At 33.8% G+C, this 24,967-nt stretch carries 25 protein-coding genes; 17 read left to right on the forward strand and 8 right to left on the reverse strand.

All coding sequences use genetic code 11. The features are described 5' to 3' along the window. Nucleotides 1-37 precede the first annotated feature (37 nt). Complete coding sequence (locus tag ABEB23_RS14910; RefSeq protein WP_348813402.1) at nucleotides 38-439, forward strand: Sec-independent protein translocase subunit TatA/TatB; 402 nt, start codon at nucleotides 38-40, stop codon at nucleotides 437-439. After that, complete coding sequence (locus tag ABEB23_RS14915) at nucleotides 439-1,002, forward strand: phosphatase PAP2 family protein (protein ID WP_348813403.1); 564 nt, start codon at nucleotides 439-441, stop codon at nucleotides 1,000-1,002. Before ABEB23_RS14910 ends, ABEB23_RS14915 begins: the two co-directional genes overlap by 1 nt. Nucleotides 1,003-1,148: 146 nt before the next feature. Here ABEB23_RS14915 and ABEB23_RS14920 read toward each other — a convergent pair whose 3' ends face one another. The 4 genes from ABEB23_RS14920 to ABEB23_RS14935 form a co-directional block, all read right to left on the reverse strand. Next, nucleotides 1,149-1,790, reverse strand: coding sequence for an O-methyltransferase (locus tag ABEB23_RS14920; protein ID WP_348813404.1), 642 nt, complete (start codon nucleotides 1,788-1,790; stop codon nucleotides 1,149-1,151). A 191-nt stretch (nucleotides 1,791-1,981) separates the two neighbouring features. Next, nucleotides 1,982-3,376: a hypothetical protein gene (locus tag ABEB23_RS14925; protein WP_348813405.1), complete on the reverse strand. Its 1,395-nt coding sequence runs from the start codon at nucleotides 3,374-3,376 to the stop codon at nucleotides 1,982-1,984. 12 nt (nucleotides 3,377-3,388) lie between these two features. Next, nucleotides 3,389-3,955, reverse strand: a complete 567-nt coding sequence (locus tag ABEB23_RS14930) for a YceI family protein (protein WP_348813406.1) — start codon at nucleotides 3,953-3,955, stop codon at nucleotides 3,389-3,391. A gap of 694 nt (nucleotides 3,956-4,649) precedes the next feature. Then, nucleotides 4,650-5,366 carry a LamG domain-containing protein gene (locus tag ABEB23_RS14935; protein ID WP_348813407.1) on the reverse strand — a complete coding sequence of 239 codons (717 nt, stop codon included), beginning with the start codon at nucleotides 5,364-5,366 and terminating at the stop codon, nucleotides 4,650-4,652. A 261-nt stretch (nucleotides 5,367-5,627) separates the two neighbouring features. Between ABEB23_RS14935 and rlmN the strand changes: the two genes are divergently transcribed. The 6 genes from rlmN (at nucleotide 5,628) to dnaG (ending at nucleotide 12,379) form a co-directional block, all read left to right on the forward strand. Beyond that, the gene (rlmN, locus tag ABEB23_RS14940) at nucleotides 5,628-6,671 is read left to right on the forward strand and encodes a dual-specificity RNA methyltransferase RlmN (protein WP_348813408.1); all 1,044 of its coding nucleotides are present in this window, start codon (nucleotides 5,628-5,630) and stop codon (nucleotides 6,669-6,671) included. Nucleotides 6,672-6,757: 86 nt separating this feature from the next. Beyond that, nucleotides 6,758-7,735, forward strand: coding sequence for a polyprenyl synthetase family protein (locus ABEB23_RS14945; protein WP_348813409.1), 978 nt, complete (start codon nucleotides 6,758-6,760; stop codon nucleotides 7,733-7,735). Nucleotides 7,736-7,944: 209 nt separating this feature from the next. Further along, entirely contained in the window at nucleotides 7,945-8,505 is a 561-nt protein-coding gene (locus ABEB23_RS14950) for an RNA polymerase sigma factor (RefSeq protein ID WP_348813410.1), read from the forward strand. Then, nucleotides 8,492-9,193, forward strand: a complete 702-nt coding sequence (locus ABEB23_RS14955; RefSeq protein WP_348813411.1) for a hypothetical protein — start codon at nucleotides 8,492-8,494, stop codon at nucleotides 9,191-9,193. The genes ABEB23_RS14950 and ABEB23_RS14955 overlap by 14 nt, the downstream gene beginning before the upstream one ends. Before the next feature lie 28 nt (nucleotides 9,194-9,221). Continuing rightward, nucleotides 9,222-10,271 (forward strand): hypothetical protein, encoded by a 1,050-nt coding sequence (locus ABEB23_RS14960; RefSeq protein ID WP_348813412.1) that lies wholly within the window; start codon nucleotides 9,222-9,224, stop codon nucleotides 10,269-10,271. Between the two features lie 131 nt (nucleotides 10,272-10,402). Next, complete coding sequence (dnaG, locus tag ABEB23_RS14965) at nucleotides 10,403-12,379, forward strand: DNA primase (RefSeq protein WP_348813413.1); 1,977 nt, start codon at nucleotides 10,403-10,405, stop codon at nucleotides 12,377-12,379. Here dnaG and ABEB23_RS14970 read toward each other — a convergent pair. Both ABEB23_RS14970 and nadE read right to left on the reverse strand, forming a co-directional pair. Next, the gene (locus tag ABEB23_RS14970) at nucleotides 12,376-13,005 is read right to left on the reverse strand and encodes a LuxR C-terminal-related transcriptional regulator (protein WP_348813414.1); all 630 of its coding nucleotides are present in this window, start codon (nucleotides 13,003-13,005) and stop codon (nucleotides 12,376-12,378) included. The two genes, dnaG and ABEB23_RS14970, sit on opposite strands and share 4 nt — an antisense overlap. A gap of 95 nt (nucleotides 13,006-13,100) precedes the next feature. Then, nucleotides 13,101-13,907, reverse strand: coding sequence for an NAD(+) synthase (nadE, locus tag ABEB23_RS14975; RefSeq protein WP_348813415.1), 807 nt, complete (start codon nucleotides 13,905-13,907; stop codon nucleotides 13,101-13,103). A 99-nt stretch (nucleotides 13,908-14,006) separates the two neighbouring features. On the opposite strand from nadE, the gene gldB reads away from it, so the two are divergent. Continuing rightward, nucleotides 14,007-14,963 (forward strand): gliding motility lipoprotein GldB, encoded by a 957-nt coding sequence (gene gldB / locus ABEB23_RS14980; RefSeq protein WP_348813416.1) that lies wholly within the window; start codon nucleotides 14,007-14,009, stop codon nucleotides 14,961-14,963. Beyond that, nucleotides 14,963-15,298 (forward strand): gliding motility protein GldC, encoded by a 336-nt coding sequence (gene gldC / locus ABEB23_RS14985; RefSeq protein WP_348813417.1) that lies wholly within the window; start codon nucleotides 14,963-14,965, stop codon nucleotides 15,296-15,298. The genes gldB and gldC overlap by 1 nt, the downstream gene beginning before the upstream one ends. 85 nt (nucleotides 15,299-15,383) lie before the next feature. Here the strand turns inward: gldC and yihA are convergent, their stop codons facing one another. After that, complete coding sequence (yihA, locus tag ABEB23_RS14990) at nucleotides 15,384-16,004, reverse strand: ribosome biogenesis GTP-binding protein YihA/YsxC (RefSeq protein WP_348813418.1); 621 nt, start codon at nucleotides 16,002-16,004, stop codon at nucleotides 15,384-15,386. Between the two features lie 17 nt (nucleotides 16,005-16,021). Continuing rightward, nucleotides 16,022-16,807 carry an alpha/beta fold hydrolase gene (locus ABEB23_RS14995; protein ID WP_348813419.1) on the reverse strand — a complete coding sequence of 262 codons (786 nt, stop codon included), beginning with the start codon at nucleotides 16,805-16,807 and terminating at the stop codon, nucleotides 16,022-16,024. A 381-nt stretch (nucleotides 16,808-17,188) separates the two neighbouring features. On the opposite strand from ABEB23_RS14995, the gene mraZ reads away from it, so the two are divergent. From mraZ to murD, 7 genes are read left to right on the forward strand one after another with little or no spacing between them, the layout of a single operon-like run. After that, on the forward strand, nucleotides 17,189-17,662 hold the full coding sequence (mraZ, locus tag ABEB23_RS15000; protein WP_348813420.1) for a division/cell wall cluster transcriptional repressor MraZ: 474 nt from the start codon (nucleotides 17,189-17,191) through the stop codon (nucleotides 17,660-17,662). Then, the gene (gene rsmH / locus ABEB23_RS15005) at nucleotides 17,637-18,545 is read left to right on the forward strand and encodes a 16S rRNA (cytosine(1402)-N(4))-methyltransferase RsmH (protein ID WP_348813421.1); all 909 of its coding nucleotides are present in this window, start codon (nucleotides 17,637-17,639) and stop codon (nucleotides 18,543-18,545) included. The genes mraZ and rsmH overlap by 26 nt, the downstream gene beginning before the upstream one ends. 9 nt (nucleotides 18,546-18,554) lie before the next feature. Continuing rightward, nucleotides 18,555-18,902, forward strand: coding sequence for an FtsL-like putative cell division protein (locus tag ABEB23_RS15010; RefSeq protein ID WP_348813422.1), 348 nt, complete (start codon nucleotides 18,555-18,557; stop codon nucleotides 18,900-18,902). Next, nucleotides 18,893-20,899, forward strand: a complete 2,007-nt coding sequence (locus ABEB23_RS15015) for a PASTA domain-containing penicillin-binding protein (protein ID WP_348813423.1) — start codon at nucleotides 18,893-18,895, stop codon at nucleotides 20,897-20,899. Before ABEB23_RS15010 ends, ABEB23_RS15015 begins: the two co-directional genes overlap by 10 nt. Then, the gene (locus tag ABEB23_RS15020) at nucleotides 20,896-22,359 is read left to right on the forward strand and encodes a UDP-N-acetylmuramoyl-L-alanyl-D-glutamate--2,6-diaminopimelate ligase (protein ID WP_348813424.1); all 1,464 of its coding nucleotides are present in this window, start codon (nucleotides 20,896-20,898) and stop codon (nucleotides 22,357-22,359) included. The genes ABEB23_RS15015 and ABEB23_RS15020 overlap by 4 nt, the downstream gene beginning before the upstream one ends. 6 nt (nucleotides 22,360-22,365) lie before the next feature. Continuing rightward, nucleotides 22,366-23,595 carry a phospho-N-acetylmuramoyl-pentapeptide-transferase gene (gene mraY, locus ABEB23_RS15025; RefSeq protein ID WP_348813425.1) on the forward strand — a complete coding sequence of 410 codons (1,230 nt, stop codon included), beginning with the start codon at nucleotides 22,366-22,368 and terminating at the stop codon, nucleotides 23,593-23,595. Nucleotide 23,596: 1 nt separating this feature from the next. Then, nucleotides 23,597-24,928, forward strand: coding sequence for a UDP-N-acetylmuramoyl-L-alanine--D-glutamate ligase (murD, locus tag ABEB23_RS15030; protein ID WP_348813426.1), 1,332 nt, complete (start codon nucleotides 23,597-23,599; stop codon nucleotides 24,926-24,928). The last annotated feature ends 39 nt before the right edge of the window (nucleotides 24,929-24,967 follow it).

Raw genomic sequence — 24,967 nt, forward strand, 5'->3', positions numbered from 1 at the left:
AATTTGATATCTTTGTCTCCAAGAAAAAACGGAAATTATGTTTGGTATAGGAGGAGGTGAATTAATTTTTATCATGTTTATTGTATTGATGCTTTTTGGTTCTGATAAAGTGCCGGAAATTGCTCGTACGATGGGAAAAGCGATGGCGCAGTTAAAAAACGCCACCAATGATATAAAAAATGAAATTCAAAAAGAAGCGGATGCAAGTGGTTTTGATCAAAAAACTTTGACCGATTTGACGGGTAATATTACGTCCGAAATTAATAAAGCCAAGGACAGTTTATTGGGAGATACATCTGCCTTCACTGATATTCCGAGTACGTTTTCTTCAGAAATCAACAAAACTAAAGAAAGTCTTTTGGGAGATACGACAACTCAAATTGCTAAGGCAACGGAAGAAATTGACGAAATTACTGGTCCTATAAAACGTCAGATGTAATGATAGAAAAATTACTGGCGTTCGATACCCAATTATTTGTTTATCTCAACGGTTTGGGTTCCGAAACTTTTGACGGTTTCTGGCTATACATCACTAAACAATCCCATTGGGTTCCTCTTTTTTTACTTTTGTTGTATCTGATTTATAAAAAATTAGGAACGAAACAAACCTTGTATTTACTGCTTTTTATAGCTGTTCTGTTAACGGTTACAGACCAAACTACCAATTTATTCAAGAATGGATTTCAAAGGTTGCGTCCGTGCAATAATCCAGAAATAAAGTCTTTTATTCGAATTGTTCAAGACCGAGATTCTTATAGTTTTTTTTCTGGTCATGCCGCAAATAGCATGGCAGTAACGATGTTTTTATATTTAAATCTAAAACGTTATTTCAAATTCCTGGGGTTTCTTTTTTTATGGCCTTTAATCTTTGCTTATAGCCGAATTTATCTGGGATTGCATTATCCGTTAGATATTATTTCAGGTTACTTATGTGGGGCTCTTTTCGGATTTTTAATGTACAAAGGGTATAAACTAGCACAAAAAAAATATTTTCCACAATAATTATTTGAAGCTGTTTCCTGCTATCCACTCTATTTATTGTATTCTTCCTTCGTGAAAATTACGATAAAAAAGTATGCCTTCGGGGCTCGGGGCGGGAACTCATTTCTAGAAAATATTCTTTTTTTAAGTCGCCACGATCTGTCTTCTTAAAGTACTCGGCTTACAGTTAATCCGTCACGAATAGGTAACAAAACGGTTTCAACTCGAGGATCGTTTTTCAATCGCAGATTGTATTCTAATAATACTTTTGTGCTCACATCATTCTTTTGTAAAGGTTCCAGGACTTTGCCACTCCACAATACATTATCAGATAAGATAATACCGCCTTTAGTCATTTTTGGAACCATCAACTCAAAATAGTTGAGGTAATTCTCCTTGTCGGCATCAATGAAAACCAAGTCAAATTTCAGGTCTAAAGTCGGAATGATATCCGTTGCATTTCCCAAATGCTGTATAATTTGTTTTCCCCAAGGTGATTTGTCAAAATGTTTTCGTTGAAAATTAACCAATTCTTCTTTGATGTCAATTGTGTGTAGTTGTCCATTTCCCTGCATTCCTTCGCACAAACATAATGCGGAATAACCTGTATACGTTCCTATTTCAAGAATGTTTACCGGACGAATCAGTTTTGATAACATGCTTAAAACGCGTCCTTGAAAATGGCCACTAAGCATTCTGGGAAGTAAAATTTTCTGATAGGTTTCTTTGTTTAAAGCGGCTAAATGTTCAGGTTCCTTTTCAGAATGTTGTTCGATATAATCTTCTAAGTCTTGGGAAATGAAATGCATTTTTTTTTATATTTTCAATTGCAAGCAAAGTTACCAAATTCAGAGTCAAAATCGAGTTTGCAGTTCTAATTTTGTTTAATTCGTAGCTAATTATAATTGAAAAGACAGGGATATAAAAAAAGGTCTAGTACTTTTCTTTTGAAAAGTACTAGACCTAATAAATATAATCTACTTGTAGTTATTTTAATGAATTAGAATGAAATTGCTGCTTCAAATACCAGACCGTTGAATTTACCACCATAGAAGTTGTTAGCATTTCCAGTTGGTACGTTTCCTACGAATTGTGTGTAGTTTTTATAGTTTTGATTTACGTAATCTAATTTTGCTACAATGTTTTTAGTCATGAACCAACCAATACTTGATTCAAATCTGTCTACAGTAACTTTTTTTGCATCAGCATTAGATAATTTTCCAGATACAGTATTGTATTTTCCTGCGATATAGAATTGTTCTTTTTTTCCAAATCTGTAAACAATATCTCCTGCATATTGGTCAGCTGTACGTTTGTCATCAACACCTGCTTTATCACCTCCTGAAGCTAATTCTATTGTTCCAAAGAATTCAAGACCTTTGTATTTTACAAATGGGTTGATCATGTAAGAAGTAGCCCAGTTTTTGAAGTTAGGGTTGTAAGTAGCTTCTGGAGTAGAAGTTGAATTATAACTAGTAGCAACATCAACACCGTTATTTTTATAAGCAACATTGTTTAATACACCCCAGAAACCAAATCCTGATCTAGAAGAAGCATATAAGTTTGAGTTACCCAAGTTTGCATTATGGTAATATGAACCTGTAATTCTTACTCTCAAATCTTCGTTAAGTTGTTTGTCATAACCAAGTTTAGCTAAGATTGTAGGGCTAACTCCTGTATTTGGATTTGGAGTAGCAGCAGTAGTATTTGGGAAAGTAACTTCTTGAGTACCTTGATTTAAGTTGCCGTTTGTTGCCCCCAACATACTTACCAATCCGTTTCTGTTATAATATACTTCGATTCCCATCTCAGTAGTGAACGAATTCATGATGTTGTTTCCAACAAATGCATTTCTAAGTGTGCTACCGTTGTCAGAACTTTTAAAGTGAGCATCCCCGAAGTTGTTCTCCATTTGCCCGATTTTAATTGTAGCGTATTTCATGATTCCTGCAAGGAAGTCTTTTTTAATGAAGTCTAGCTTGTCAATTTGTAAATATCCACCTCTTGCATAAGTGTCATTATGGTGTCTAGAAGCTAAATAAATATCTAGGTTTACTCTTACACCATCAAACAACTGAGCTCCAATAGTCATATCAGCAGCGGGAAGGACAAAATTATTTTCAGTATTCATTAATCGATATCCAGTAATTTGTGAAGGTGCAGCAAAAGTTTTAGGTTGGTCGTTGAACGAATTTATTGCTTGGAAATCCATATTGAATGCACCTCCTAAGTCAACACTGAGTCCTTTGAACTCTCTGTCGTCTTTTTGTACATCAAAAACGTTGATTCCGTCTTTACTTCTTGGAATTTGATTTTGCATATCGCCGAAGGTTACTTGGGCGTTTGCGGCAGCCATAGATGTTAGTGCTGTAACTAAGAGGTAAAATCTTTTCATGATTAGTTATTTTTATTTGAAATTAATATTGAATTTTATTGTAAGGTCGTTTCCGGTTTTGATGGTTCCTAACAGAGCCGTTGGTGATTTCATTCCAAACTCCGTGAATGTAATTTTGTTGGTTCCTTGTAGAGAAACAATGCCGTTAGTAACAGTAGTTTTTACTTGTGTTTTTAAGTCTTTACTTACTCCTGCAATTGTATACGTTCCAATTAGGTTCCAAGTTGATTCATTTACTTTTTCAGCTGACTTTAGGACATATTTAATGCTTTTGAATTTTTTGGTTTTCAAAGTTTCGTAAGCCACTTTATCCATGCTTGTTTTTTCGCTTTTTATGCTTTCTGATAAAAGAGTTACTGTGATGGCATTGATCTCTGTTAATTTTGAATCAGTAACAGTGAAATTTGCTGTTCCCGTTCCAGAGTTGGATTTCATTTCCCAATCATGTAGTGTTGATGTACCAAATACAGAAAAGTTTTGTTTTGTGTCTAAGGAATAACTTTTTTGAGCATTTGCGGATGATACTGTTCCTAAGAATATTATCGTTAAAAGGAATGATTTAATTATTGTTGATTTCATTACATTATTTATTTATTAGTAATCAGTTTGAAATAATTTTTGGTTTGCAATCCATTTTTTAATACTAATTGCTGTATTAATATGAGACAAATTTATCCCCATTGAACGAAATAATACATGATAAAAGTCATTGTTAAAGTTTTATTAAAGTTGTTATTTAATAAAGGATATGGGAGAATTAGAGGTGAAAAGTTGTGTTCTTTAGCTATTTTAAAATAAAATCGCATAAAAAAACCGTTTATGTTTTGCGATAAATAATTATAAAGCTAATTAAGTGTAAAAAACACAACTGTGTTAAAAATGTATTGTGCTTGAATTTTATGAATTGTAGGAAAGGAAATTCAAAGATTATTTTTTATTTCTCTTAGTTGTGTAGGATTTTAATTGCAGTTGAATAATCTAAATCCTAGTGTCATTTTTTTTTCGAATTATTGAGAGAAAATAAAGAGTGAATTATTGTTACAAATAATGGGTATTTGATAATAATAGTTAAATTATTAACAAACAAAAAGAAGTGAATTCACTTAAAAAAATGATTTCACTTCTTAGCCTTTAAATTGGAGTGCTTATTTTATCCAAATAATTCCTTGCTTTTTTTGTCTTTAATTATCACTGTCGTTTTTTAAAGCCTCAATAGTTTTGCTGGGCTCTATTGCAGTATTGTTATTGATGTTTGTTAAAGCAGGCTTGTTGGTTATTGTTTTTTATCTTTATTGGAATAGTCAGATTCGCTAATTTCATCATTTGAAACCAGTATAGGAGTTAAGTCATAAAGCGATGCAACTTGTTCTCGTGTCAAAGCGATATCATAGATTTTTAAATCATCAATATCTGCATTGATACTTATCAATGTGTTTGCTTTTCCTATTTTGAAAACAGATCCTAGTGTGTTGCGGTTAGTTCCTTTAAATGATTTTAGTAATATGCCATTTCTATAAATGCTTGAAACATTGCCATCATAAGTAAATGTATAGTTGTACCAAGTGTTTTCCACTAGCGTCGCTGTTGTAATTAGATCATGAGAAGCTCCCCAGCCCGCGATGCAAAGGTCAGAAGAAGCAGAATAGGCTTCTTGATGGATTAATCCGCAGTACTTAGCGTTTAAAGGTGAGCCGTATCCCCATATGTAGTTTGCTTCTGTAATGTCATTAAATTTGACCCAAATAGAAACTGTTCTAGGGGAATTTCCTTGCGGTAAGTTTCCAATATTTGCTTCTAAGGATTCATTAATTAGTCGTATTGCTCCCTTTGGATTCCCAGTCTTGTCCACTACATATTTGGCGGTTCCGTTGAAAGTTGCAGTTTTTGTTTTGTTTACCAGACTGCCATTAAAATTGAAATCTTGTACTGGAGTTTGGGAGTAGGAGTTTAAAAAACAATAAAGAAATAATAAGACTAATTTTTTTCTCATAATTAATTAAGCATAAATAGAAATTGGGGGCGTCAAATACTTTGAATAATCTGTGAATGTATATTATTTTTGAAAGAGGTGAAAATTATACCGATGAACAGCTCTGTTTATCGTTTAAAGTCGTATTCTGAATAAATTCTTATTTTTTTTGCCATAGTTATATGCTTTAATGTAAGTGAAATTGGGTGCTTTTTAATTGAATTTAGAGAAAGATATTTTAAGAAATTGAAGGTTTCGATAAATACTTAGTAAATTTGCAGCATGCAAATCGAGAAAAAAGACATACGAGCCTTATCTAAAGAACAATTACGAGATTTTTTTGTCGCCAATGGAGACAAAGCGTTCCGTGGTAACCAAGTTTATGAATGGTTGTGGAGTAAAGGTGCACATAGTTTTGATGATATGACTAATGTGGCCAAAGCAACTCGTGCTATGCTCGAAGATCATTTTGTTATCAATCACATAAAAGTGGACACGATGCAACGAAGTGAAGACGGCACAGTAAAGAATGCGGTACGTCTACACGATGGTTTGGTAGTGGAATCTGTTTTAATACCAACAGAAACAAGGACTACTGCTTGTGTTTCGAGCCAAGTAGGTTGCAGTTTGGATTGTAATTTTTGCGCTACAGCGAGATTGAAAAGAATGCGAAATCTAGAGCCAGCAGAAATTTATGATCAAGTAGTTGCTATTGATAAAGAAAGTCGTTTGTATTATAATCATCCGCTTTCGAATATTGTATTCATGGGAATGGGAGAACCTCTTATGAATTATAACAATGTCTTAAAAGCTATTGAGATGATTACTTCTCCGGAAGGTTTAGGAATGTCTCCGAAACGAATTATGGTATCGACTTCAGGTGTGCCAAAAATGATTAAGAAATTGGCAGATGATGAAGTAAAATTCAAACTCGCCGTTTCGTTGCACTCAGCAATTGATGAAATCCGTTCCAGAATTATGCCTTTTAGTGAAAATTTTCCTTTGGCAGATTTACGTGAAGCGTTGGAATATTGGTACAGAAAAACCAAAAGCAAAGTGTCTTATGAATATGTGGTTTGGAAAGGGATCAATGATAATAAAGCTTCTATTGATGCTTTGGTTAAATTTTGTAAATATGTTCCTTGCAAAGTTAATTTGATAGAATACAATCCAATTGATGATGGTGAATTTCAACAAGCTTCTGAAGAATCCATAAATGCTTACATAAAAGCACTGGAAGCTAGTGGTATTGTAGTAAAAGTACGCAGAAGTAGAGGTAAAGATATTGATGCGGCTTGTGGGCAATTAGCAAATAAAGAAGCTTAATCAAACTTCGTTGAGTGAAAATAAAATTCAAAACAACATTGTGGATTTGTAAGATTGTGTGGTAATATTGTATATTTGAAAACTAAATGAATATTACTTCTCAAATAAAACAGCCCATCTTTGACGAAATGGAACTTTTTGAAAAAAAGTTCTACGAGTCGATGACTTCTAAAGTGGCCTTGTTAAATAGAATCACTTACTATATTGTGAATCGAAAAGGAAAACAAATGCGTCCGATGTTTGTTTTTTTAACAGCAAAAATGGTTTCTGGTGGTACTATAAATGAAAGAACTTATCGTGGTGCCAGTGTTATTGAATTGATTCATACTGCAACTTTAGTGCATGATGATGTGGTAGATGATAGTAATCGTAGAAGAGGTTTTTTCTCTATTAATGCACTTTGGAAGAATAAAATTGCGGTTTTGGTTGGTGATTATTTACTTTCAAAAGGACTTCTGCTTTCAATAGATAATGGTGATTTTGACTTGTTGAGGATTATTTCTGTTGCTGTTCGTGAAATGAGCGAAGGGGAATTACTTCAAATAGAAAAAGCCCGCAGATTAGATATTACAGAAGAGGTTTACTACGAAATTATACGTAAAAAGACAGCTACCCTTATCGCTGCCTGTTGTGCCCTTGGCGCAAAATCAGTCATTGAAGATGATACTCAGGTGGAGAATATGCGAAAATTCGGCGAACTCATCGGAATGGCTTTTCAAATTAAAGATGATTTGTTCGATTATACTGAAGAAGCCATTGGTAAACCTACTGGGATAGACATCAAAGAACAGAAAATGACTTTGCCTCTTATTCATGTTTTAAATACGTGTACCCCAAAAGAGAAAAGCTGGCTTATCAATTCTATAAAAAACCACAACAAAGACAAAAAACGTGTCAAAGAAGTTATTGCCTTTGTGAAAAACAATAATGGATTGTCTTATGCCGAAAAAAAGATGGTTCAATTCCAGAAAGAAGCACTTTCAATTTTGGATAATTACCCGAAGTCCGAATTTAAAGATGCACTGATTTTAATGGTGAATTATGTTATTGAAAGAAAAAAGTAATTTTTTATAAAAATAATTTCCTTTCGTTACCCTTTGATTTTATTGTCTTTTTTCATTTTTTAAATTTTAAAAATGAAAAAAATGTTTTTGTGATGCAACCTTTTTGCATTGTGAATCGTCTATGCTTATAGAAATCAGATTCATGATTAGAAATCAATTGGAATTATAATCGAAAATATTGAAATGGAATATTGGCATCTAAATAATTTATGAAAGTAATTAACTTACATCAAAAGGAAAACCAAACAATCCAGTTGGCTGTCGAAGGTAATCGACAAGCGCAACAAAAGATTTATAGTCAGTTTTCTCCGAAAATGCTAAGTGTTTGTCGTCAATATATCAAAGACATTCACCAGGCTGAAGATGTAATGATTACCGCTTTTATGAAAGTATTTGTTAATCTCAAAAACTTTGAACAGAAAGGAAGTTTTGAGGGTTGGATCAGACGAATAATGGTGAATGAATGTATTTCTTTTATCAGAGTCCAGAAAAAAGTAAAGTATTTGGAAGACGAAGTATACTTTGAAGAAAATTTCAATCCTATTGAGAGCCAGTTTTCTGTAGAAAATATTCAGTTTCTGATTGATGGTTTGCCAGATGGTTATAAAATGGTTTTCAATTTATATGCTATTGAAGGATACAAGCATCATGAAATTGCAAGTATGTTGGGCATAAATGAAGGAACATCAAAATCACAATTATCTCACGCCAGAAAAATGCTGCAACAGCAGATTAATACCTTTAAAAAACACAATAATGGAACCGAATAAACTTGAAAAGCTATTTGCTGAAAAACTGGAAAGTAGGGAGATTAAGCCATCTGAGGGAGCTTGGGACAGATTAGATGCTATGTTGACTGTTGTTGAAAAGCCAAAACCAAAACGAAAATTTGGGTGGTTGTATTTTGCGGCAAGTGTTGTAGGTCTTTTGTTGATAGGGACAGTTTTTTTTAATCAAAAAGACAGTGTAGTAGTGGATCCGTCAAATAAAATAGTCATTGGAAATTCAATTGCGCCTAAGGAACTAAAAGCTGCGTCCTCAGATCCCCTAAATGGAGAGTTAAGCCACGGTGAAACTAAAGATTCCGCACTAGCCCAAAAGGCAATTGTGAAAAATAGTCAAATTCCAGCTTCAAATAAAGAATCATTAGTCACTAATAATAATAATCAAAATCAAGTAGCAGAAGTTTCAATCAGCAATCAAAAAACAGAACAAAAATCAATTTTATCTACAACCAATGCTGTTTCAGTTGACGAACTGTTAGTATCGGTTGAAAATCCGTCAAAGAGCGAAAAACAATCAAATCAAAAACCGAGTATAGAAGTAAATGCAAATAATTTGCTTTCTCAGGTAGACGGTGAATTAGAGCTTACTTTTAGAGAAAAAGTAATTAATAAAGTCAATAAAAATTACCAAACTGTAAAAGTGGCTTTGTCTAACAGAAACAATCAGGAATAAATCATCAATCAAATTTAAATCAACAATCATGAGAAATTTTACAATTTACTTAGCGGCTTTATTTTGTCTTTTTGCAAGCAAAATGTTAAGTCAGGAAACCTTTGAAGAAAAAGCAAAAAAGATTGCTTTAAACATTGAAAATATTACAAAAGAAGAAAAAGAGGCATTGAAATTAGAAGTGGAAGCGGTTAATAATCAATTGCAAAACGGTACTATTACTCAAGAAGAAGCTGATAACAAAAAGAAAGTATTGGCCGAAGCCAGAGCAATTAACATTGAGTCTAGAGTTGCTAAAGAGCAAGAAAAATTAAAAGATTTAGTCCAAGAGAAGGTTGATGGAAAAATTAGTGAGAATGATTCCATAAAAGTAGATAGAAGAAAGTCTATTACGGTATATTTTAATGATAAAGAATGTAAAAGCGAAAAAAGAATGAAATCGGAAAAAAGAACAACTACCCAGTTTGTTTTTGCAGCCGGTTTAAATAATCTGATGGCTGATGGCGATTTAAAAGATGCTGATTATGATTTTATAGGGTCGCATTTCTACGAATGGGGATTTACCTTCAACACCAGATTAGCCAAAAAGCATAATTTACTGCATGCCAAATATGGGTTTTCTTTGATGTATAACAATCTTCGTCCAACGGATAATAGAAAATTTGTAGTAAATGGGGATCAGACGAATCTTGAAGAAAGTGCAATTCATTTGGATGATTCTCGTTTTAGAAACGTATATTTTGTGGCTCCGGTGCATTTAGAATTCGATTTTTCGGGAAGTGAAACCAAAGATGATAAGCAATATTTCAGAACGCATAAAAGTTTTCGAGTTGGTATGGGAGGATATGCTGGTATTAATGTTAAATCAAAACAAAAACTGCATTATCAGGACAACGATTACAAAGCGGAAGAAAAAGTAAAAGGAGATTTTAATGTCAATAATTTCATTTACGGTTTAAGTTCTTATGTTGGCTATAAAGCAATTAGTCTGTATGTGAAATATGATTTAAATCCTTTGTTTCAAAACAATGTGATTGATGAGAATAATATTTCATATGGACTTAGATTTGATTTTAATTAAGAATTATTTGAGTTAGTATTATACTTTGGGAAGCGTTTTGAAAGAAGCGCTTTTTTTATTTTAGATATCGAAATATCAACTTTGATTTGTGTATTTTTGCACACTTTCATTTACTAAATATTTTATTCAAATTGATTTCAAAAGCCACTATAGATACTGTTTTCGAAACTGCTCGTGTTGAGGAGGTTATTGGTGATTTTGTACAATTAAAAAGAGCGGGAAGTAACTTTAAAGGGTTGAGTCCTTTCTCTGATGAACGTTCTCCGTCGTTTATGGTTTCGCCTGCCAAAGGGATTTGGAAAGATTTTAGTTCTGGAAAAGGAGGGAATGCTGTGGCTTTTTTGATGGAACACTCGCATTTTACCTATCCGGAAGCCATTCGATTTTTGGCCAAGAAATACAATATAGAAATCGAGGAAACAGAGCAAACTGATGAGGAAAAAGCCAATACCGATGTTCGCGAAAGTATGTATTTGGTTTCTGAATTTGCCAAAGATTATTTCCACAATACACTTTTACATTCTGAAGAAGGTAAAGCCATTGGTCTTTCTTATTTCAAAGAGAGAGGTTTTACAGGGGAAACCATAAAGAAATTTGCCCTAGGTTATTCGCCGGAAGGTTGGGATGTTTTTACCAAAGAAGCTTTGGGTAAGGGATATAAATTAGAATTCCTGGAAAGTACGGGTTTGACAATTCCAAAGGATGACAGACCCTTTGATCGATTCAAGGGGCGTGTTATGTTCCCTATACAAAGTATGTCAGGAAGAGTGTTGGGTTTTGGTGGAAGGATTTTAACAAATGATAAAAAAGCAGCAAAATACCTGAATTCCCCAGAAAGCGAAATTTACCATAAAAGTAAAGTGCTGTATGGGATTTTTCAGGCTAAGCAAGCTATTGCTAAACTTAATAATTGCTATTTAGTTGAAGGATATACTGATGTTATTCAGTTTAATCAATCCGGAATTGAGAACGTTGTCGCTTCTTCAGGAACTGCTTTAACTCCTGATCAAATTCGATTGGTCAATAGGTTAACCAAAAATATAACGGTTCTTTTTGATGGAGATGCTGCCGGATTGAGAGCTTCTATTCGAGGAATCGACTTGATTCTGGAAGAAGGGATGAATGTCAAAGTATGTACTTTTCCTGATGGTGACGATCCGGACAGTTTTGCAAAAAAAACGACTTATGATGATTTAGTTGCTTATTTGGAGAATAATGCGAAAGATTTTATTCAGTTCAAAGCTTCGCTTTTGATGAATGAGGCTAAGAATGATCCTATAAAGAAAGCAGATTTGATTCGGGATATGGTGTTGAGTATTTCTAAAATACCAGATAGGATTCAAAGGGAAATATATATTCAGGAATGTTCCCGAATTATGGATATTTCGGAGCAAGTACTGGTGAGTACTTTGGCACAATTGGTGAAAAAAGATGTTGCTGAGGTTGGTAAAAAACAAAAGCAGGAGCAAAAAGCATTTGAAATTGTAAAAAATGAAAGCCCAGTCCAATCTGAAAAAGTCGATGTGCTTTATCGTCTGGAACGAAAAATCATTGAAATTCTTTTGTTATATGGGAATAAAAATGAAGAATTCGAAGATGTGCTTTTAAGAACAAATGAAGAAGGGGAAATTGAGCATTTTGTTGAAAAGAAAGAATACAAAGTATATCAAAGAATCTATTTGAGTTTGCAGGAAGATGAGGTTGAATTAGCAAATCCGTTGTTTAGAGATATATTCAATGGGCTAATTAATTATTATCTTCAAAATGAAGATTTTGGAATTGAGCAATATTTAATGCATTTACCTTCTGATTTTGCTCAGGAAGTGACCGATATTTTGATGGAAGATGAAAGACTTTCTCTGCATAACTGGGAAGGACAGAATATTTTTCCAAAAGGCAAGAGTGAAACTATAAGTCAATATGTGTCTGAAACGATACTTACGTTGCGTTGGTTCTTGGTAGATAAAATAATCGAAGAATTAAAAAGCTCTATATCATCTGAGCCGGATTCAGATAATACAGAGCCTTTATCAATGGCGATGGATTATTACAAACTTATTAATTCTTTTTCGAAAAAATTAGGAAGGGTAATGTCTCGTTACCATTAAACAATTTCAAGTGTTTTGGCTTTATTTACCAAATCCACAAGATTAGTAACATTCAGTTTTGTCAGTAATCTTAACTTGTAAGTACTGATCGTTTTCTCATTAAGTTTTAAGATTTCAGCAATTTCGTGGTTCTTTTTGCCGTCACTTAAATAACGTAAAACTTCAACTTCGCGATTAGATAGCTTGCGATACAATCGTTCGCTTTTGCTTTGTTTTGCGATTAAAGCCAAGTTTTTCTTGACCGTTTCGTTCATGATTATTTTTCCTTGGTGCACTTTAATAATCGATAAGCCTAAAGTTTCCAGTTTTTCTGTTTTATGCACAAAACCAGAAACTCCGGCTTTGATGGCATTTGGTGCATAAATTTGTTCTGAAAGACCACTGAAAATAATGATTTTGGTTTTTGGGAAATTCTTCAAGAGTGATTTCACTTCAAAAATACTGGAAAGACCTTCCAGTTCCAAGTCTAGTACTAATACATCAATATCCTTGGTAAGGAGTATGTCCCTAACCATCAAAAAGTTACCAACATTGGCAACAATTGAAATGTCTGCATGATCTTTAAAGTAAGATTTTACTCCAAAATGCACAACGGGATAATTATCGGCTATACATACTTTAATCATAATTTAAATTTTTTAAGAATTGTTTTTGTTTTTTTTGGAACAGTAAAATTAATAAAAAAATTCTGTAAATAATTGCAAATCAGTCTAAAATATAATTACTTTAATGAATTAGGAAGTAAACAAACAGGAATTGGATTCATTTTGTGCTGGTTTACAGTGTTTAATCGTCTATAAGTTTCGAAAACGACTTTTTCTCTTCCTGAGAAATCGTCTGCGGATTTTCCTTTATCATCCTCTAGCATGGCCCATTCTAATTCGTCATAACTGGCTCCCAATTGATCCTCATCAGTTCTTTCATCGCCAAAAAGACCGTCAGTTGGTGCTGCATTTAAAATAGTATCCGGCACTTTTAAATAGGCGCCTAAAAGAAATACTTCTGATTTCATCAAATCGGCAATTGGACTTAAATCAACTCCACCATCACCATATTTTGTGTAAAAACCAACACCAAAATCTTCGACTTTGTTCCCTGTTCCAGCAACCAATAATCCATAAATGCCGGCGAAATAATATAAAGTTGTCATTCGCAAACGGGCTCGGGTATTAGCTAAGGACAATCCTAGTCTGCAGGAGTCTGTATCTGCGGGTACTATTTTTTTAAAATCATCAAATACAGAAGTTAAGTTGGCTTCTGTACTTGTTACATTTGGAAATCTTTTTTTTAATTGTTCGATATGTTCTCTTCCTCGACATACATGACTTTCTGCTTGATGTATAGGCATTTCTACGCACAGAACTTTTAGTCCGGTTTGAGCGCATAAGGTAGAAGTGACTGCAGAATCAACCCCTCCTGAAATTCCCACAACAAAACCATTCACTTTTGCGTTTTCAGCGTAAGTTTTTAACCAATTTACAATGTGAGCGTTCGCTTTTTCAACTTGAAGAATACTTTTTTTAGTCATAATAGTTTAGGTATTAAAAAGCAGGAATGTATATTTGCAAAATCAATTCGTAGTGTGTTCGTTTTCCTGGTACTTTGGAAACAAATTTAATTAATAAATATGAAAATATATCTGTTTTCTGTAGCCTTTTGTTTATTTTTCCTGTCATGTGACAAGAAAACTGCCGTAGAAAAAGCGGTCACAGAAATTCCTTTAGAAATAAAAATAGAGCGGTTCGATAAAATATTTTTTGAAACTCCTGCCAAAGATTTGCCTAAAGTCAAAAAAGAGTACCCATTTTTTTTTCCGGAGGGGACTGATGACAGTGTTTGGTTGAATAAATTGCAAGATCCGATTTGGAGGGAATTATATACTGAAGTAGAAAAAAAGTATTCTGATATTGAACCAGTGAAAAGTGAACTTACTTCGCTTTTTAAACATATTAAATACTATTTTCCAGAAACTAAAACTCCAAAAGTAATTACCATTATTTCTGAGATGGATTATAACAATAAGGCTATTTATGCGGATAGTTTGGTTATTATTTCTCTTGAATTGTATTTGGGGAAAGGACATAAATTTTATCAATTTCCAAATTATATAAAGCAGAATTTTGAGGAAAAGCAAATGATGCCAGATATTGTTACCAGTTTTTCGACAAAAAAAATAGCGCCAATTACGGATAAGCATTTTCTTAGTGAAATGATTTATTTTGGGAAAGAATTGTATTTGAAAGATTTACTGCTGCCGGAGTATAGTGATGCTGATAAAATGGGGTATACACCCGAACAAATCAAATGGTGTCAGGAAAATGAGAGTTATATATGGCGTTATTTTTTAGAGAATGAAATGTTATATAGTGATGACCAGAAATTAATTCCGAGATTTATTAATCCGGCTCCTTTTTCTAAATTTTATCTGGAAATTGATAATGAGTCGCCTGGCCGGGTTGGTGCTTGGATAGGATGGCAAATGGTTCGGTCTTATATGAAGAATAATGATGTACCTTTGTCTGATTTATTAAAAATCAATGCAAAAGAATTGTTTGAGAAGTCAAAATATAAACCCAAAAAATAATGTCAGATAAAAACACATCAGAAATAAAATTTATAGTAGAATTAGATCAAAATCGCGTTCCCGAAAAATTAATGTGGACTGCTGCGGATGGCGGAGTTGAGAAAGAAGAAGCAAAAGCTATAATGTTGTCTATTTGGGATAGTAAAGTAAAAGAGACTATGCGTATTGATTTATGGACAAAAGATATGCCGGTTGATGAGATGAAGATATTCTTTCATCAAACTTTGGTTGCGATGTCAGACACTTTTAATCGTGCTACCAACGACGAAAAAATGGCGGATACCATGAAAGATTTTTGTGATTATTTTGCCGAAAAATTAGAACTTAAAAAATAGATTAGTTTAAGTTTTTTAAAAATAAGAAATCCCAAAACATTGTTTTGGGATTTCTTATTTTATTGAAAGAGTATATTTTATTTTTCTAAAATTGACTATTGTTTTTGAAAACTTCCTGGTTTACCTCGTCAATATAGTTTAAAACAGCATCTTTTCCGATTCCTTCTGTTGCAGATGTCACAAAATAATGGGGCATTTCGGCCCAGTTATTAGCAAACATTTTCTTTTTGTAAGCAGCAATGTGAGAATCAATTTTTACCTTACTGATTTTATCGGCTTTGGTAAAAATGATGCAAAAAGGAATTTCACTTTCGCCCATGTAAGACATAAATTCAATATCAATGTTTTGTGCCTCATGGCGAATGTCAATTAAAACAAAAGCGCAAACCAGTTGTTCTCTTGTTTCAAAATAGTCAGTGATAAATTGCTGAAAAATTGATTTTGTTTTTTTTGAAACTTTCGCATAACCATAACCCGGTAAATCAACTAAAAACCAATTATTGTTAATCAAAAAATGATTGATCAATTGAGTTTTTCCTGGTCTTCCGGAGGTTTTAGCCAGATTCTTATGGTTTGTCAACATATTTATCAATGAAGACTTACCGACATTAGATCTGCCTATAAAAGCATATTCTGGCAAAAAGTCTTTGGGACATTTGTCAACTTGAGAATTGCTTATGATGAATTCGGCAGTATTAATTTTCATGATTGCTGGGTGTGAATTTATTCTTTTTCAGAACGAACTTGTAAATGTGTTTTAGTTAGCCAGTCTTCCAATAGACGATTAAACTCTTCAGGCTGCTCCATCATGGCGGCATGACCGCATTTGTCAATCCAGTACAGTGAGGAGTTAGGTAGCAGTTTATTGAATTCTTCTGCAACTTCCGGAGGAGTAACTTTGTCATTTTTTCCCCAAATGATGCAAGTTTGAACATGCATTTTTGGTAAATCTTTGGCCATATTGTGACGAATGGCGCTTTTGGCAATGGTTAATGTTTTTATCAATTTTATACGATCATTTACGGTAGCGTAAACTTCGTCTATTAACTCAGGAGTAGCTATTTTCGGGTCGTAAAATACATCTTCAGCTTTTTTCTTGATGTATTCATAATCTCCTCTTTTAGGATAGCTGTCCCCCATAGCACTTTCATATAAACCTGAACTTCCTGTGATCACTAGTCCGGCTACTTTTTCAGGGTACATTTTGGTGTGGTATAAAGCAATGTGACCTCCTAAAGAATTTCCTAAAAGAATGACCCTGTCGAGTCCTTTGAATGTGATAAAGTTCTTTACATAAATAGCAAAACTTTTCACATTTGTTTTTAAAATGTTTTGTGTGTAAATAGGTAAATCAGGGATAATTATTTTATATCCTTTGTTAGAAAAATAACTGGCAACAGCGTCAAAATTACTTAATCCTCCCATCAAGCCGTGAAGTATCACTATCGGAATTCCTTCTCCTGCTTCATAATAGCTGTATTTGCCTTCTTTTTTATAGTGTTTTTCCATGTATTCTAGTCCAAAATTTCAATTTCGACAAATATAGGATTTAATAAATTAAAATAAATTTTTGTAGGTATTTTTTAACACGAACATCGGTATTTATTTGGATAATGGTAAGATTCAGGGTTTTGTTTTGTCTTAAAAATCTTCATTTTAAATTATAAATTATTAGGGTTCAGATTCTTGTTTAATGTTAAGAAATTGATGTGTTTTCGGTTTAATATTAACATTCTTGCAAGGAAATCTAAAAACAGCTAACGTCCTGATTGTCCAAAAATTAAGGGTTTTTATTCGAAAGTGGGTAAACTTATCAACAAAGTGGTATATAGTGGTAAATTGTGGTAATAAATTTTATATTTTTGCTCTATACCTTTTAATATATTTTTCTTGAATACAATTGTAGGGACATATGAGTGTAAAGTCGATGCTAAAGGGAGGCTATTGTTGCCTTCACCTTTAAAAAAGCAGTTGGCCTTGTCTCTTCAAGACGGTTTTGTTTTGAAGCGTTCCGTTTTTCAATCTTGTTTGGAATTGTATCCAATGCAAGAGTGGAATTTGATGATGCAAAAAATTAATAAGCTGAATCGATTTGTAAAAAAGAACAATGATTTTATCAGAAGATTTACCGCAGGTGTAAAAGTGGTTGAAATAGATGCTTTGGGTAGATTGTTGGTTCCTAAGGATTTAGTTTCTTTTGCTAGTATAAGTAAGGATGTGGTTTTTTCTTCCGCAGTTAATATAGTGGAGATTTGGGATAAAGATCTTTATGAGAAATCGATAAGTGGAGAGGATATGGATTTTGCGGATTTGGCTGAGGAAGTAATGGGTAATATAAATGACGACGACAATGGAATATCATAATCCGGTTTTACTGAAAGAATCTGTTGATGGTTTAAATATTAGGCCTGACGGAATTTATGTAGATGTAACTTTTGGTGGCGGTGGACATTCAAAAGAAATTTTGAAAAGATTAGGGCCAAATGGTAAATTGTTTGCTTTTGATCAGGATGAAGATGCGTTAGCTAATGCGTTGCCAGATGAAAGATTTACACTTATTAATGAAAATTTCAGATATATAAAAAGGTTTTTGCGTTTTTATGGAGTGAAAAGTGTGGATGGAATTTTGGCAGATTTAGGTGTTTCATCACATCAGTTTGATGTGGCTGAAAGAGGTTTTTCTACGCGATTTGATGCTGAATTGGATATGCGAATGAGTCAGAAGAATGATTTGAATGCTTATAAAGTAGTTAATGAATATGATGATGCCAATTTAAGAAGAGTGTTTTTGGATTATGGAGAATTAAAAAATGCGCCAGCAATTGCGAGAGTTATTATTGAAGCAAGAGAAAAGTCTCCAATCAAAAATACGGAGCAATTGAAATTGGTTTTAGGGCGATTTTTGCCTGCGCATAAAAGCCATAAGATTTTAGCTCAAATGTATCAGGCGATCCGAATTGAAGTTAATCAGGAAATGGATGTTTTGAAAGAGTTTTTGGAACAGTCATTAGAAGTTTTGAGTCCGGGTGGAAGATTGAGTGTGATATCTTATCATTCCTTAGAGGATAGATTGGTAAAAAGATTTATTAAAAACGGCATGTTTGAGGGTGAGCCTGAGCGTGATTTTTTTGGTAATTTTTCTGTTCCTTTCAAAACAGTAGGGAAACTGATTGTGCCAAATAACGAGGAAATAAAAGTGAATAATAGAGCACGTAGCGCAAAATTAAGAATAGCTGAAAAGATATAATTAAGGGAAATGAAAAACGGAGTGTATAGTCTATTGAAAGCTAGATTTCTTATCGATGATGATGCGATAAAAAATTGGCGTTTTATCGTGTTTGTTATTCTTCTTGCAATCATCATGATTGCCAATACGCAACGATATGAACAAAAGGTCTTTAAAATAGCAGAGTTGACAAATCAGGTAAAAGAATTGCGTTCGGAATTTGTTGACAGGCGTTCGGAATTAATGAAATTAAAAATGGAGTCCACTGTTGCTAATAAAATGCTTGAAAAGCAGATTTTTCCATCGACAGTTCCTCCAGTAAAAATAAAAGTAAAAAAAGAAGAAGAGGAAAACCTTTTTAAAAAAATATGGCAGTAGAAGATAAACATATATCCTACAGAATTTATCTGGTTGCTTTTGCTATCTTTTTGATGGCTATTGCGATTGCTGTAAAATTGACCAATATTCAATGGGTTGAGGGGGATTATTATAGAAAATTAGCCAAAGAAAGAACCGTTAGAAATTTTGTTATTCCTGCTAATAAAGGGAATATCTATTCAGCAGACGGAAGTCTTTTGGCAACATCAATACCGAATTATGAAATACGTTTTGATGCTGTTACTCCAAAATCGGAAGCTTTTGAGAAAAACGTAAAAGCATTAGCGGATTCGTTGTCGTCGGTTTTGGAAAAACCTTCTAATTTTTTCGAAAATGAGTTGAGAAAAGCTCGAGCTAACAAAAACAGGTATTATTTAGTCGCCCGTAATTTAAGTTATACCCAATATATGAAAATAAAAGGATTTCCTTTATTTAATATGGGCGCGTATAAAGGTGGAATTATCATTGAGCAGGAAACTGTGAGAGAGAATCCTATCGGGAAAATAGCGGAGAGAACAATTGGTTATATTGGATTTGATGCTTACGGGCATGAAAACCCAGTGGGTATTGAAGGTGCTTTTGGGAAATACCTTAACGGTAAAGACGGGAAGATATTAAAACAAAAAATTGCTAAAGGTCAGTGGAAACCTATACGGGATATCAATGAAGTTGATCCTCAGGATGGGTATGATATTATATCAACAATTGATGTTTATATTCAGGATATAGCACACCATGCTTTGTTAAAACAGTTAGAACTTTATCAAGCTGATCACGGCTGTGTTGTTGTTATGGAGACGAACACAGGACATGTTAAAGCAATTTCTAATTTAGGAAGAGACGAGAAATCTGGAATGTATTCTGAAAGATTAAATTATGCTGTTGGTGAGTCGCATGAGCCGGGTTCTACTTATAAATTAGCAGATTTAATGGCGCTTCTGGAAGATAAAAAAGCGGATACCAGTGATGTCTATGACAGTAAAGGCGGGGTTGTTGTTTATTCTGGAAAAAAAGTACGTGATTCACACGAAGGTGGTTATGGAAAAGTTTCTTTGGCCAGAGGTTTCGAACTTTCGTCCAATACCGTTATGGTGCAGGCTGTTTACAATAGTTATAAAAATGAACCTTCAAAATTTGTTAATCACCTTAATGATTTTGGTTTGAACAAATCTTTAGGGCTCCCTATTAAAGGGGAAGGAAAACCATTTGTTCCTCAGCCAAGCGACAAACACTGGTCGAATATCTCGTTGCCTTGGATGGCTTTTGGGTATGGTGTTCATATTACTCCATTACAGACATTAACTTTTTATAATGCTGTTGCAAATAATGGGGAAATGGTTAAACCTCAATTTGTTTCTGAAATTAAAGAATGGAATACAACCATTAAGAAATTTGATAAGGAAGTATTGAATCCAAGAATCTGTTCGCAGGGAACTATTTTGAAGTTGAAAGCGGTTTTAGAAAATGTTGTTAAAAAAGGAACAGCGTCAAAATTGTATTCTAAAGATTTTTCTATGGCAGGCAAAACAGGAACGGCTGCGGTGAATTATAGTAAAGACGGAGGGGCTGGTAAGTACTATGCTTCCTCATTTGTTGGTTATTTTCCAGCGGATCATCCTAAATATTCTTGTATAGTTGTGGTTCATAAGCCAAACACTGCAAATAATAATTATTATGGGGCTGACGTTGCAGGTCCAGTTTTCAAGCGTATTGCGCAAAAGATTTTTACGGATGCGCCTTCGACAAATGAAATAAAGAATTTGAACCGAAAAATACAAAAACAAGATAAAAATTACGATACCTATTTTGTTAAATCCCAAAAGAAAGTAAAATCAATCCCTAATGTAAAAGGGATGGCGGGTATGGATGCTATTGCATTATTGGAAAACATGGGCATGAAAGTAAAAGCGGTAGGCGTAGGGAAGGTTAAGAAGCAATCGCTTCAGGCAGGACAAAACTTAGTAAAAAACACAACTATATTATTAGAATTATCGTGAGTATACTAAAAGACATATTATACAAAGTAGCAATCGAAGCGGTAAAAGGTTCGACTGAAATTACCATTAACAAAATGGATTTTGATTCTAGAAAAATTGAAAAAAATGATGTTTTTGTTGCCATTCGAGGTTCAGTGTCTGACGGACATGATTATATTGAAAAAGCCATTCAGCTTGGGGCTGTCGCAATTGTTTGTGACGTACTCCCTGAATCGTTAGTTGATGGAGTGACCTACATTCAGGTAAAAGACACTAATAAAGCGCTAGCTTTTATGGCCGCAAATTATTTTGGTAATCCTTCAGAGAGTTTAAAATTAGTTGGTATTACTGGGACTAACGGTAAAACAACCATTGCGTCTTTATTATATCAATTGTTTAAAAAGGCTGGTCATAAAGTGGGCTTGTTATCAACAGTGAAAATTTTGGTTGACGATGTAGAATACAAAGCAACACACACAACGCCGGATTCAATTACAATTAACCACTACTTGTCAGCAATGATTGATGCTGGAGTTGAGTATTGTTTTATGGAAGTGAGTTCTCATGGAATTCATCAAAAACGTACAGAAGCTTTGCATTTTGCAGGTGGTGTGTTTACTAATTTATCGCACGATCATTTAGATTATCACGCTTCTTTTGCGGAATATAGAGATGTTAAAAAATCATTTTTCGATAATTTGCCTAAATCAGCTTTTGCCTTATCTAATATTGATGACAAAAATGGACAGGTGATGTTGCAAAACACAATAGCTAAAAAACTGACCTATGCGCTTAAATCATACGCTGATTATAAAGCACAAATTTTGGAAAGTCAATTATCCGGTTTGTTGTTAAAGATAAACGGAAATGAAGTTTGGGTGAAATTGATTGGGACTTTCAATGCTTATAATTTATTGGCAATCTACGGAACGGCGGTTGAATTAGGGATGGAGAGTCTGGAAGTACTCCGTTTGTTGTCTGATTTAGAAAGTGTCTCAGGGCGTTTTCAATATATTGTTTCCAATAGTAATATTACTGCCATCGTTGATTATGCACATACACCGGATGCATTAGAAAACGTGCTAAAAACGATAAACGATATTCGTACAAAAAACGAACAGTTAATCACGGTTGTGGGTTGCGGGGGTAACAGAGATAAATCCAAACGTCCTATTATGGGTGGGATTGCATCTGAATTAAGTGATAAAGCTATTATTACTTCTGATAATCCAAGAGACGAAGAACCAGAGGTTATTATTAATGAGATGGAGCAAGGTGTTGCACCTCAGAATTTTAAGAAAATATTGACTATAACAGATAGAAAGCAAGCCATAAAGACCGCTTGCCAATTGGCGCAGCCAAACGATATCATATTAATTGCTGGTAAAGGTCATGAGACATATCAGGAAATTAAAGGAATTCGTCATGATTTTGACGATATGAAAATTGTAAAAGAAATATTAGACCAACTCCATAAATAGAAAAATATGCTATATTATTTATTTGAATATTTAAACAAAACACTGGATGTGTCAGGGACTGGCGTCTTTCAATACATCACATTTAGGTCAGCATTAGCTTTAATGCTTTCCTTGCTGTTGTCTACCATTTATGGAAAAAGGATTATTAGTTTTTTACGTAATCAACAAGTAGGAGAAACGGTTCGTGAGCTTGGTTTGGCAGGTCAAAACGAGAAAGCTGGAACACCAACTATGGGAGGCTTAATCATCATATTTGCCACTCTTATTCCAGTTCTGCTTTTTGCAAAATTGCACAATATTTACATTGTATTATTGATTGTTACTACTTTGTGGATGGGGACTATTGGTTTTATTGATGATTATATTAAGATTTTCAAGAAAGATAAACAAGGTTTGAAAGGGATCTTTAAAGTAATTGGGCAAGTTGGTTTGGGATTAATCGTAGGGTCGGTACTATATTTTAGCCCGGCGGTTACGGTACGAAAAGATACTGCTAAGGTGGATATTTTTAAAGCGCCTACAGAAAGTGTAATTATTCAGGCTCCAATTGAAGAAAAATCGACAGCGACCACTATTCCTTTCTTTAAAAATAATGAGTTAGATTATGCTAAAGCCTTAGCATGGACGGGTGAAGGATATGAAAAATGGGCATGGTTGATTTTTATACCTGTTGTTATTTTTATTATCACAGCAGTTTCTAATGGGGCTAATTTAACAGATGGAATTGACGGATTGGCTGCAGGTACTTCCGCAGTGTCGGTTCTGGCGTTGGGGATATTTACCTTCGTGTCCGGAAATATCATTTTTTCAAATTATTTGAATATCATGTATATCCCTAATTCAGGAGAAATGACCGTTTTTATTTCCGCTTTTGTAGGTTCATTAATTGGATTTCTTTGGTACAATTCTTATCCCGCATCTGTTTTTATGGGAGATACCGGTAGTTTAACAATAGGTGGAATTATTGCGGTATTAGCTATTGCTGTTCGAAAAGAATTGTTAATCCCCCTTTTATGCGGAATATTTCTTGTTGAAAATTTCTCAGTGATCTTACAGGTTAGTTATTTTAAATATACTAAAAAACGTTTTGGAGAAGGACGAAGAATATTTTTGATGTCGCCATTGCATCACCACTATCAGAAAAAAGGGTATCACGAAAGTAAAATCGTTACTCGATTCTGGATTGTAGCTATCATGTTAGCCATATTATCAATTGTTACTCTAAAATTAAGATAGTATGAGATTAGTTGTTTTAGGCGGCGGGGAAAGTGGAGTTGGAACTGCTATTCTTGGTAAAGAAAAAGGATATGATGTATTTGTGTCTGATTTTGGAAAGATAAAGGAAAATTACAAACAAGTTCTTACTGATAATAAAATAGCTTGGGAAGAAGAAAAGCATACCGAAGATTTGATTCTGAATGCTGATGTAGTAATGAAAAGCCCTGGTATTCCAGAAAAAGCAGCAATTGTAAAAAAGCTTATTGAAAAAAGAATACCGGTTATTTCAGAAATTGAGTTTGCTGCTCCGTTTACAGAAGCTATTACAATCGGGATTACTGGAAGTAACGGAAAAACCACTACCACAATGCTAACCTACCATTTGTTGCAGTCGGCAGGTTTGAATGTTGGATTGGGAGGTAATATAGGAAAGAGTTTTGCCTGGCAGGTCGCAGAAAACAAATTTGATTCGTATGTCCTGGAGTTAAGCAGTTTTCAATTAGATGGAATCATAAATTACAAACCGCATATTGCAATCATTACAAATATAAGTCCAGATCATTTAGATCGTTACGATTATAATTATCAAAATTATATTGATTCAAAGTTTAGAGTAACCATGAATCAGACGGAAGAAGATTATCTTATTTATGATGCAGATGATGAGGCTATCGCCGAATGGTTGAAAAATAATAAAACAAAAGCAAAATTAATTCCTTTTTCATTGAAAGAAACGTTCAGCGAAGGAGCTTATATAAAAGACAACAAAATGGAAGTAAAGATCAATCAAGAAGAGTTAACAATGGAGACAGAGCACATTGCCTTGGAAGGAAAACATAATATGAAAAATGCCATGGCAGCAACATCTGTAGCAAAATTGATGCAAATAAGAAATGCGACAATACGTGAAAGTTTATCGAATTTTCAAGGTGTGGAGCATCGTTTAGAAAAAGTATTGAAAATACAAAATGTACAATACATCAATGACTCAAAGGCGACCAATGTGAACGCTACTTTTTTTGCTTTGGATAGTATGAACACACCTACAGTTTGGATTGTTGGTGGGGTTGATAAAGGAAATGATTACAATGAATTAATGTCGTTGGTACGTGAAAAAGTGAAAGCGATTATTTGTCTTGGTGTCGATAATAGAAAAATTATAGATGTTTTCGGAAACGTTGTGGATATCATGGTTGAAGTTACGGATATGAACGATGCGGTACGTATGGCACAACGATTAACAGAAAAAGGAGATACAGTGTTGTTGTCGCCAGCTTGTGCCAGTTTTGATTTGTTCGAAAACTATGAAGACAGAGGAAAACAATTTAAACAAGCAGTTCATAACTTATAGAAAGCCAATTGTTAAAGTTGCTCAACATTGAACTTTAAA

The organism is Flavobacterium maritimum, from assembly GCF_040049085.1.
Lineage (GTDB): Bacteria > Bacteroidota > Bacteroidia > Flavobacteriales > Flavobacteriaceae > Flavobacterium > Flavobacterium maritimum.

Excerpts from the sequence above, each read along its gene's own strand:
- ABEB23_RS14910 (WP_348813402.1), top strand. The coding sequence starts at position 38 with ATGTTTGGTATAGGAGGAGGTGAATTAATTTTTATCATGTTTATTGTA.
- ABEB23_RS14915 (WP_348813403.1), top strand. The coding sequence starts at position 439 with ATGATAGAAAAATTACTGGCGTTCGATACCCAATTATTTGTTTATCTC.
- ABEB23_RS14920 (WP_348813404.1), bottom strand. The coding sequence starts at position 1,790 with ATGCATTTCATTTCCCAAGACTTAGAAGATTATATCGAACAACATTCT.
- ABEB23_RS14925 (WP_348813405.1), bottom strand. The coding sequence starts at position 3,376 with ATGAAAAGATTTTACCTCTTAGTTACAGCACTAACATCTATGGCTGCC.
- ABEB23_RS14930 (WP_348813406.1), bottom strand. The coding sequence starts at position 3,955 with ATGAAATCAACAATAATTAAATCATTCCTTTTAACGATAATATTCTTA.
- ABEB23_RS14935 (WP_348813407.1), bottom strand. The coding sequence starts at position 5,366 with ATGAGAAAAAAATTAGTCTTATTATTTCTTTATTGTTTTTTAAACTCC.
- rlmN (WP_348813408.1), top strand. The coding sequence starts at position 5,628 with ATGCAAATCGAGAAAAAAGACATACGAGCCTTATCTAAAGAACAATTA.
- ABEB23_RS14945 (WP_348813409.1), top strand. The coding sequence starts at position 6,758 with ATGAATATTACTTCTCAAATAAAACAGCCCATCTTTGACGAAATGGAA.
- ABEB23_RS14950 (WP_348813410.1), top strand. The coding sequence starts at position 7,945 with ATGAAAGTAATTAACTTACATCAAAAGGAAAACCAAACAATCCAGTTG.
- ABEB23_RS14955 (WP_348813411.1), top strand. The coding sequence starts at position 8,492 with ATGGAACCGAATAAACTTGAAAAGCTATTTGCTGAAAAACTGGAAAGT.
- ABEB23_RS14960 (WP_348813412.1), top strand. The coding sequence starts at position 9,222 with ATGAGAAATTTTACAATTTACTTAGCGGCTTTATTTTGTCTTTTTGCA.
- ABEB23_RS14970 (WP_348813414.1), bottom strand. The coding sequence starts at position 13,005 with ATGATTAAAGTATGTATAGCCGATAATTATCCCGTTGTGCATTTTGGA.
- nadE (WP_348813415.1), bottom strand. The coding sequence starts at position 13,907 with ATGACTAAAAAAAGTATTCTTCAAGTTGAAAAAGCGAACGCTCACATT.
- gldB (WP_348813416.1), top strand. The coding sequence starts at position 14,007 with ATGAAAATATATCTGTTTTCTGTAGCCTTTTGTTTATTTTTCCTGTCA.
- gldC (WP_348813417.1), top strand. The coding sequence starts at position 14,963 with ATGTCAGATAAAAACACATCAGAAATAAAATTTATAGTAGAATTAGAT.
- yihA (WP_348813418.1), bottom strand. The coding sequence starts at position 16,004 with ATGAAAATTAATACTGCCGAATTCATCATAAGCAATTCTCAAGTTGAC.
- ABEB23_RS14995 (WP_348813419.1), bottom strand. The coding sequence starts at position 16,807 with ATGGAAAAACACTATAAAAAAGAAGGCAAATACAGCTATTATGAAGCA.
- rsmH (WP_348813421.1), top strand. The coding sequence starts at position 17,637 with ATGACGACGACAATGGAATATCATAATCCGGTTTTACTGAAAGAATCT.
- ABEB23_RS15010 (WP_348813422.1), top strand. The coding sequence starts at position 18,555 with ATGAAAAACGGAGTGTATAGTCTATTGAAAGCTAGATTTCTTATCGAT.
- ABEB23_RS15015 (WP_348813423.1), top strand. The coding sequence starts at position 18,893 with ATGGCAGTAGAAGATAAACATATATCCTACAGAATTTATCTGGTTGCT.
- mraY (WP_348813425.1), top strand. The coding sequence starts at position 22,366 with ATGCTATATTATTTATTTGAATATTTAAACAAAACACTGGATGTGTCA.
- murD (WP_348813426.1), top strand. The coding sequence starts at position 23,597 with ATGAGATTAGTTGTTTTAGGCGGCGGGGAAAGTGGAGTTGGAACTGCT.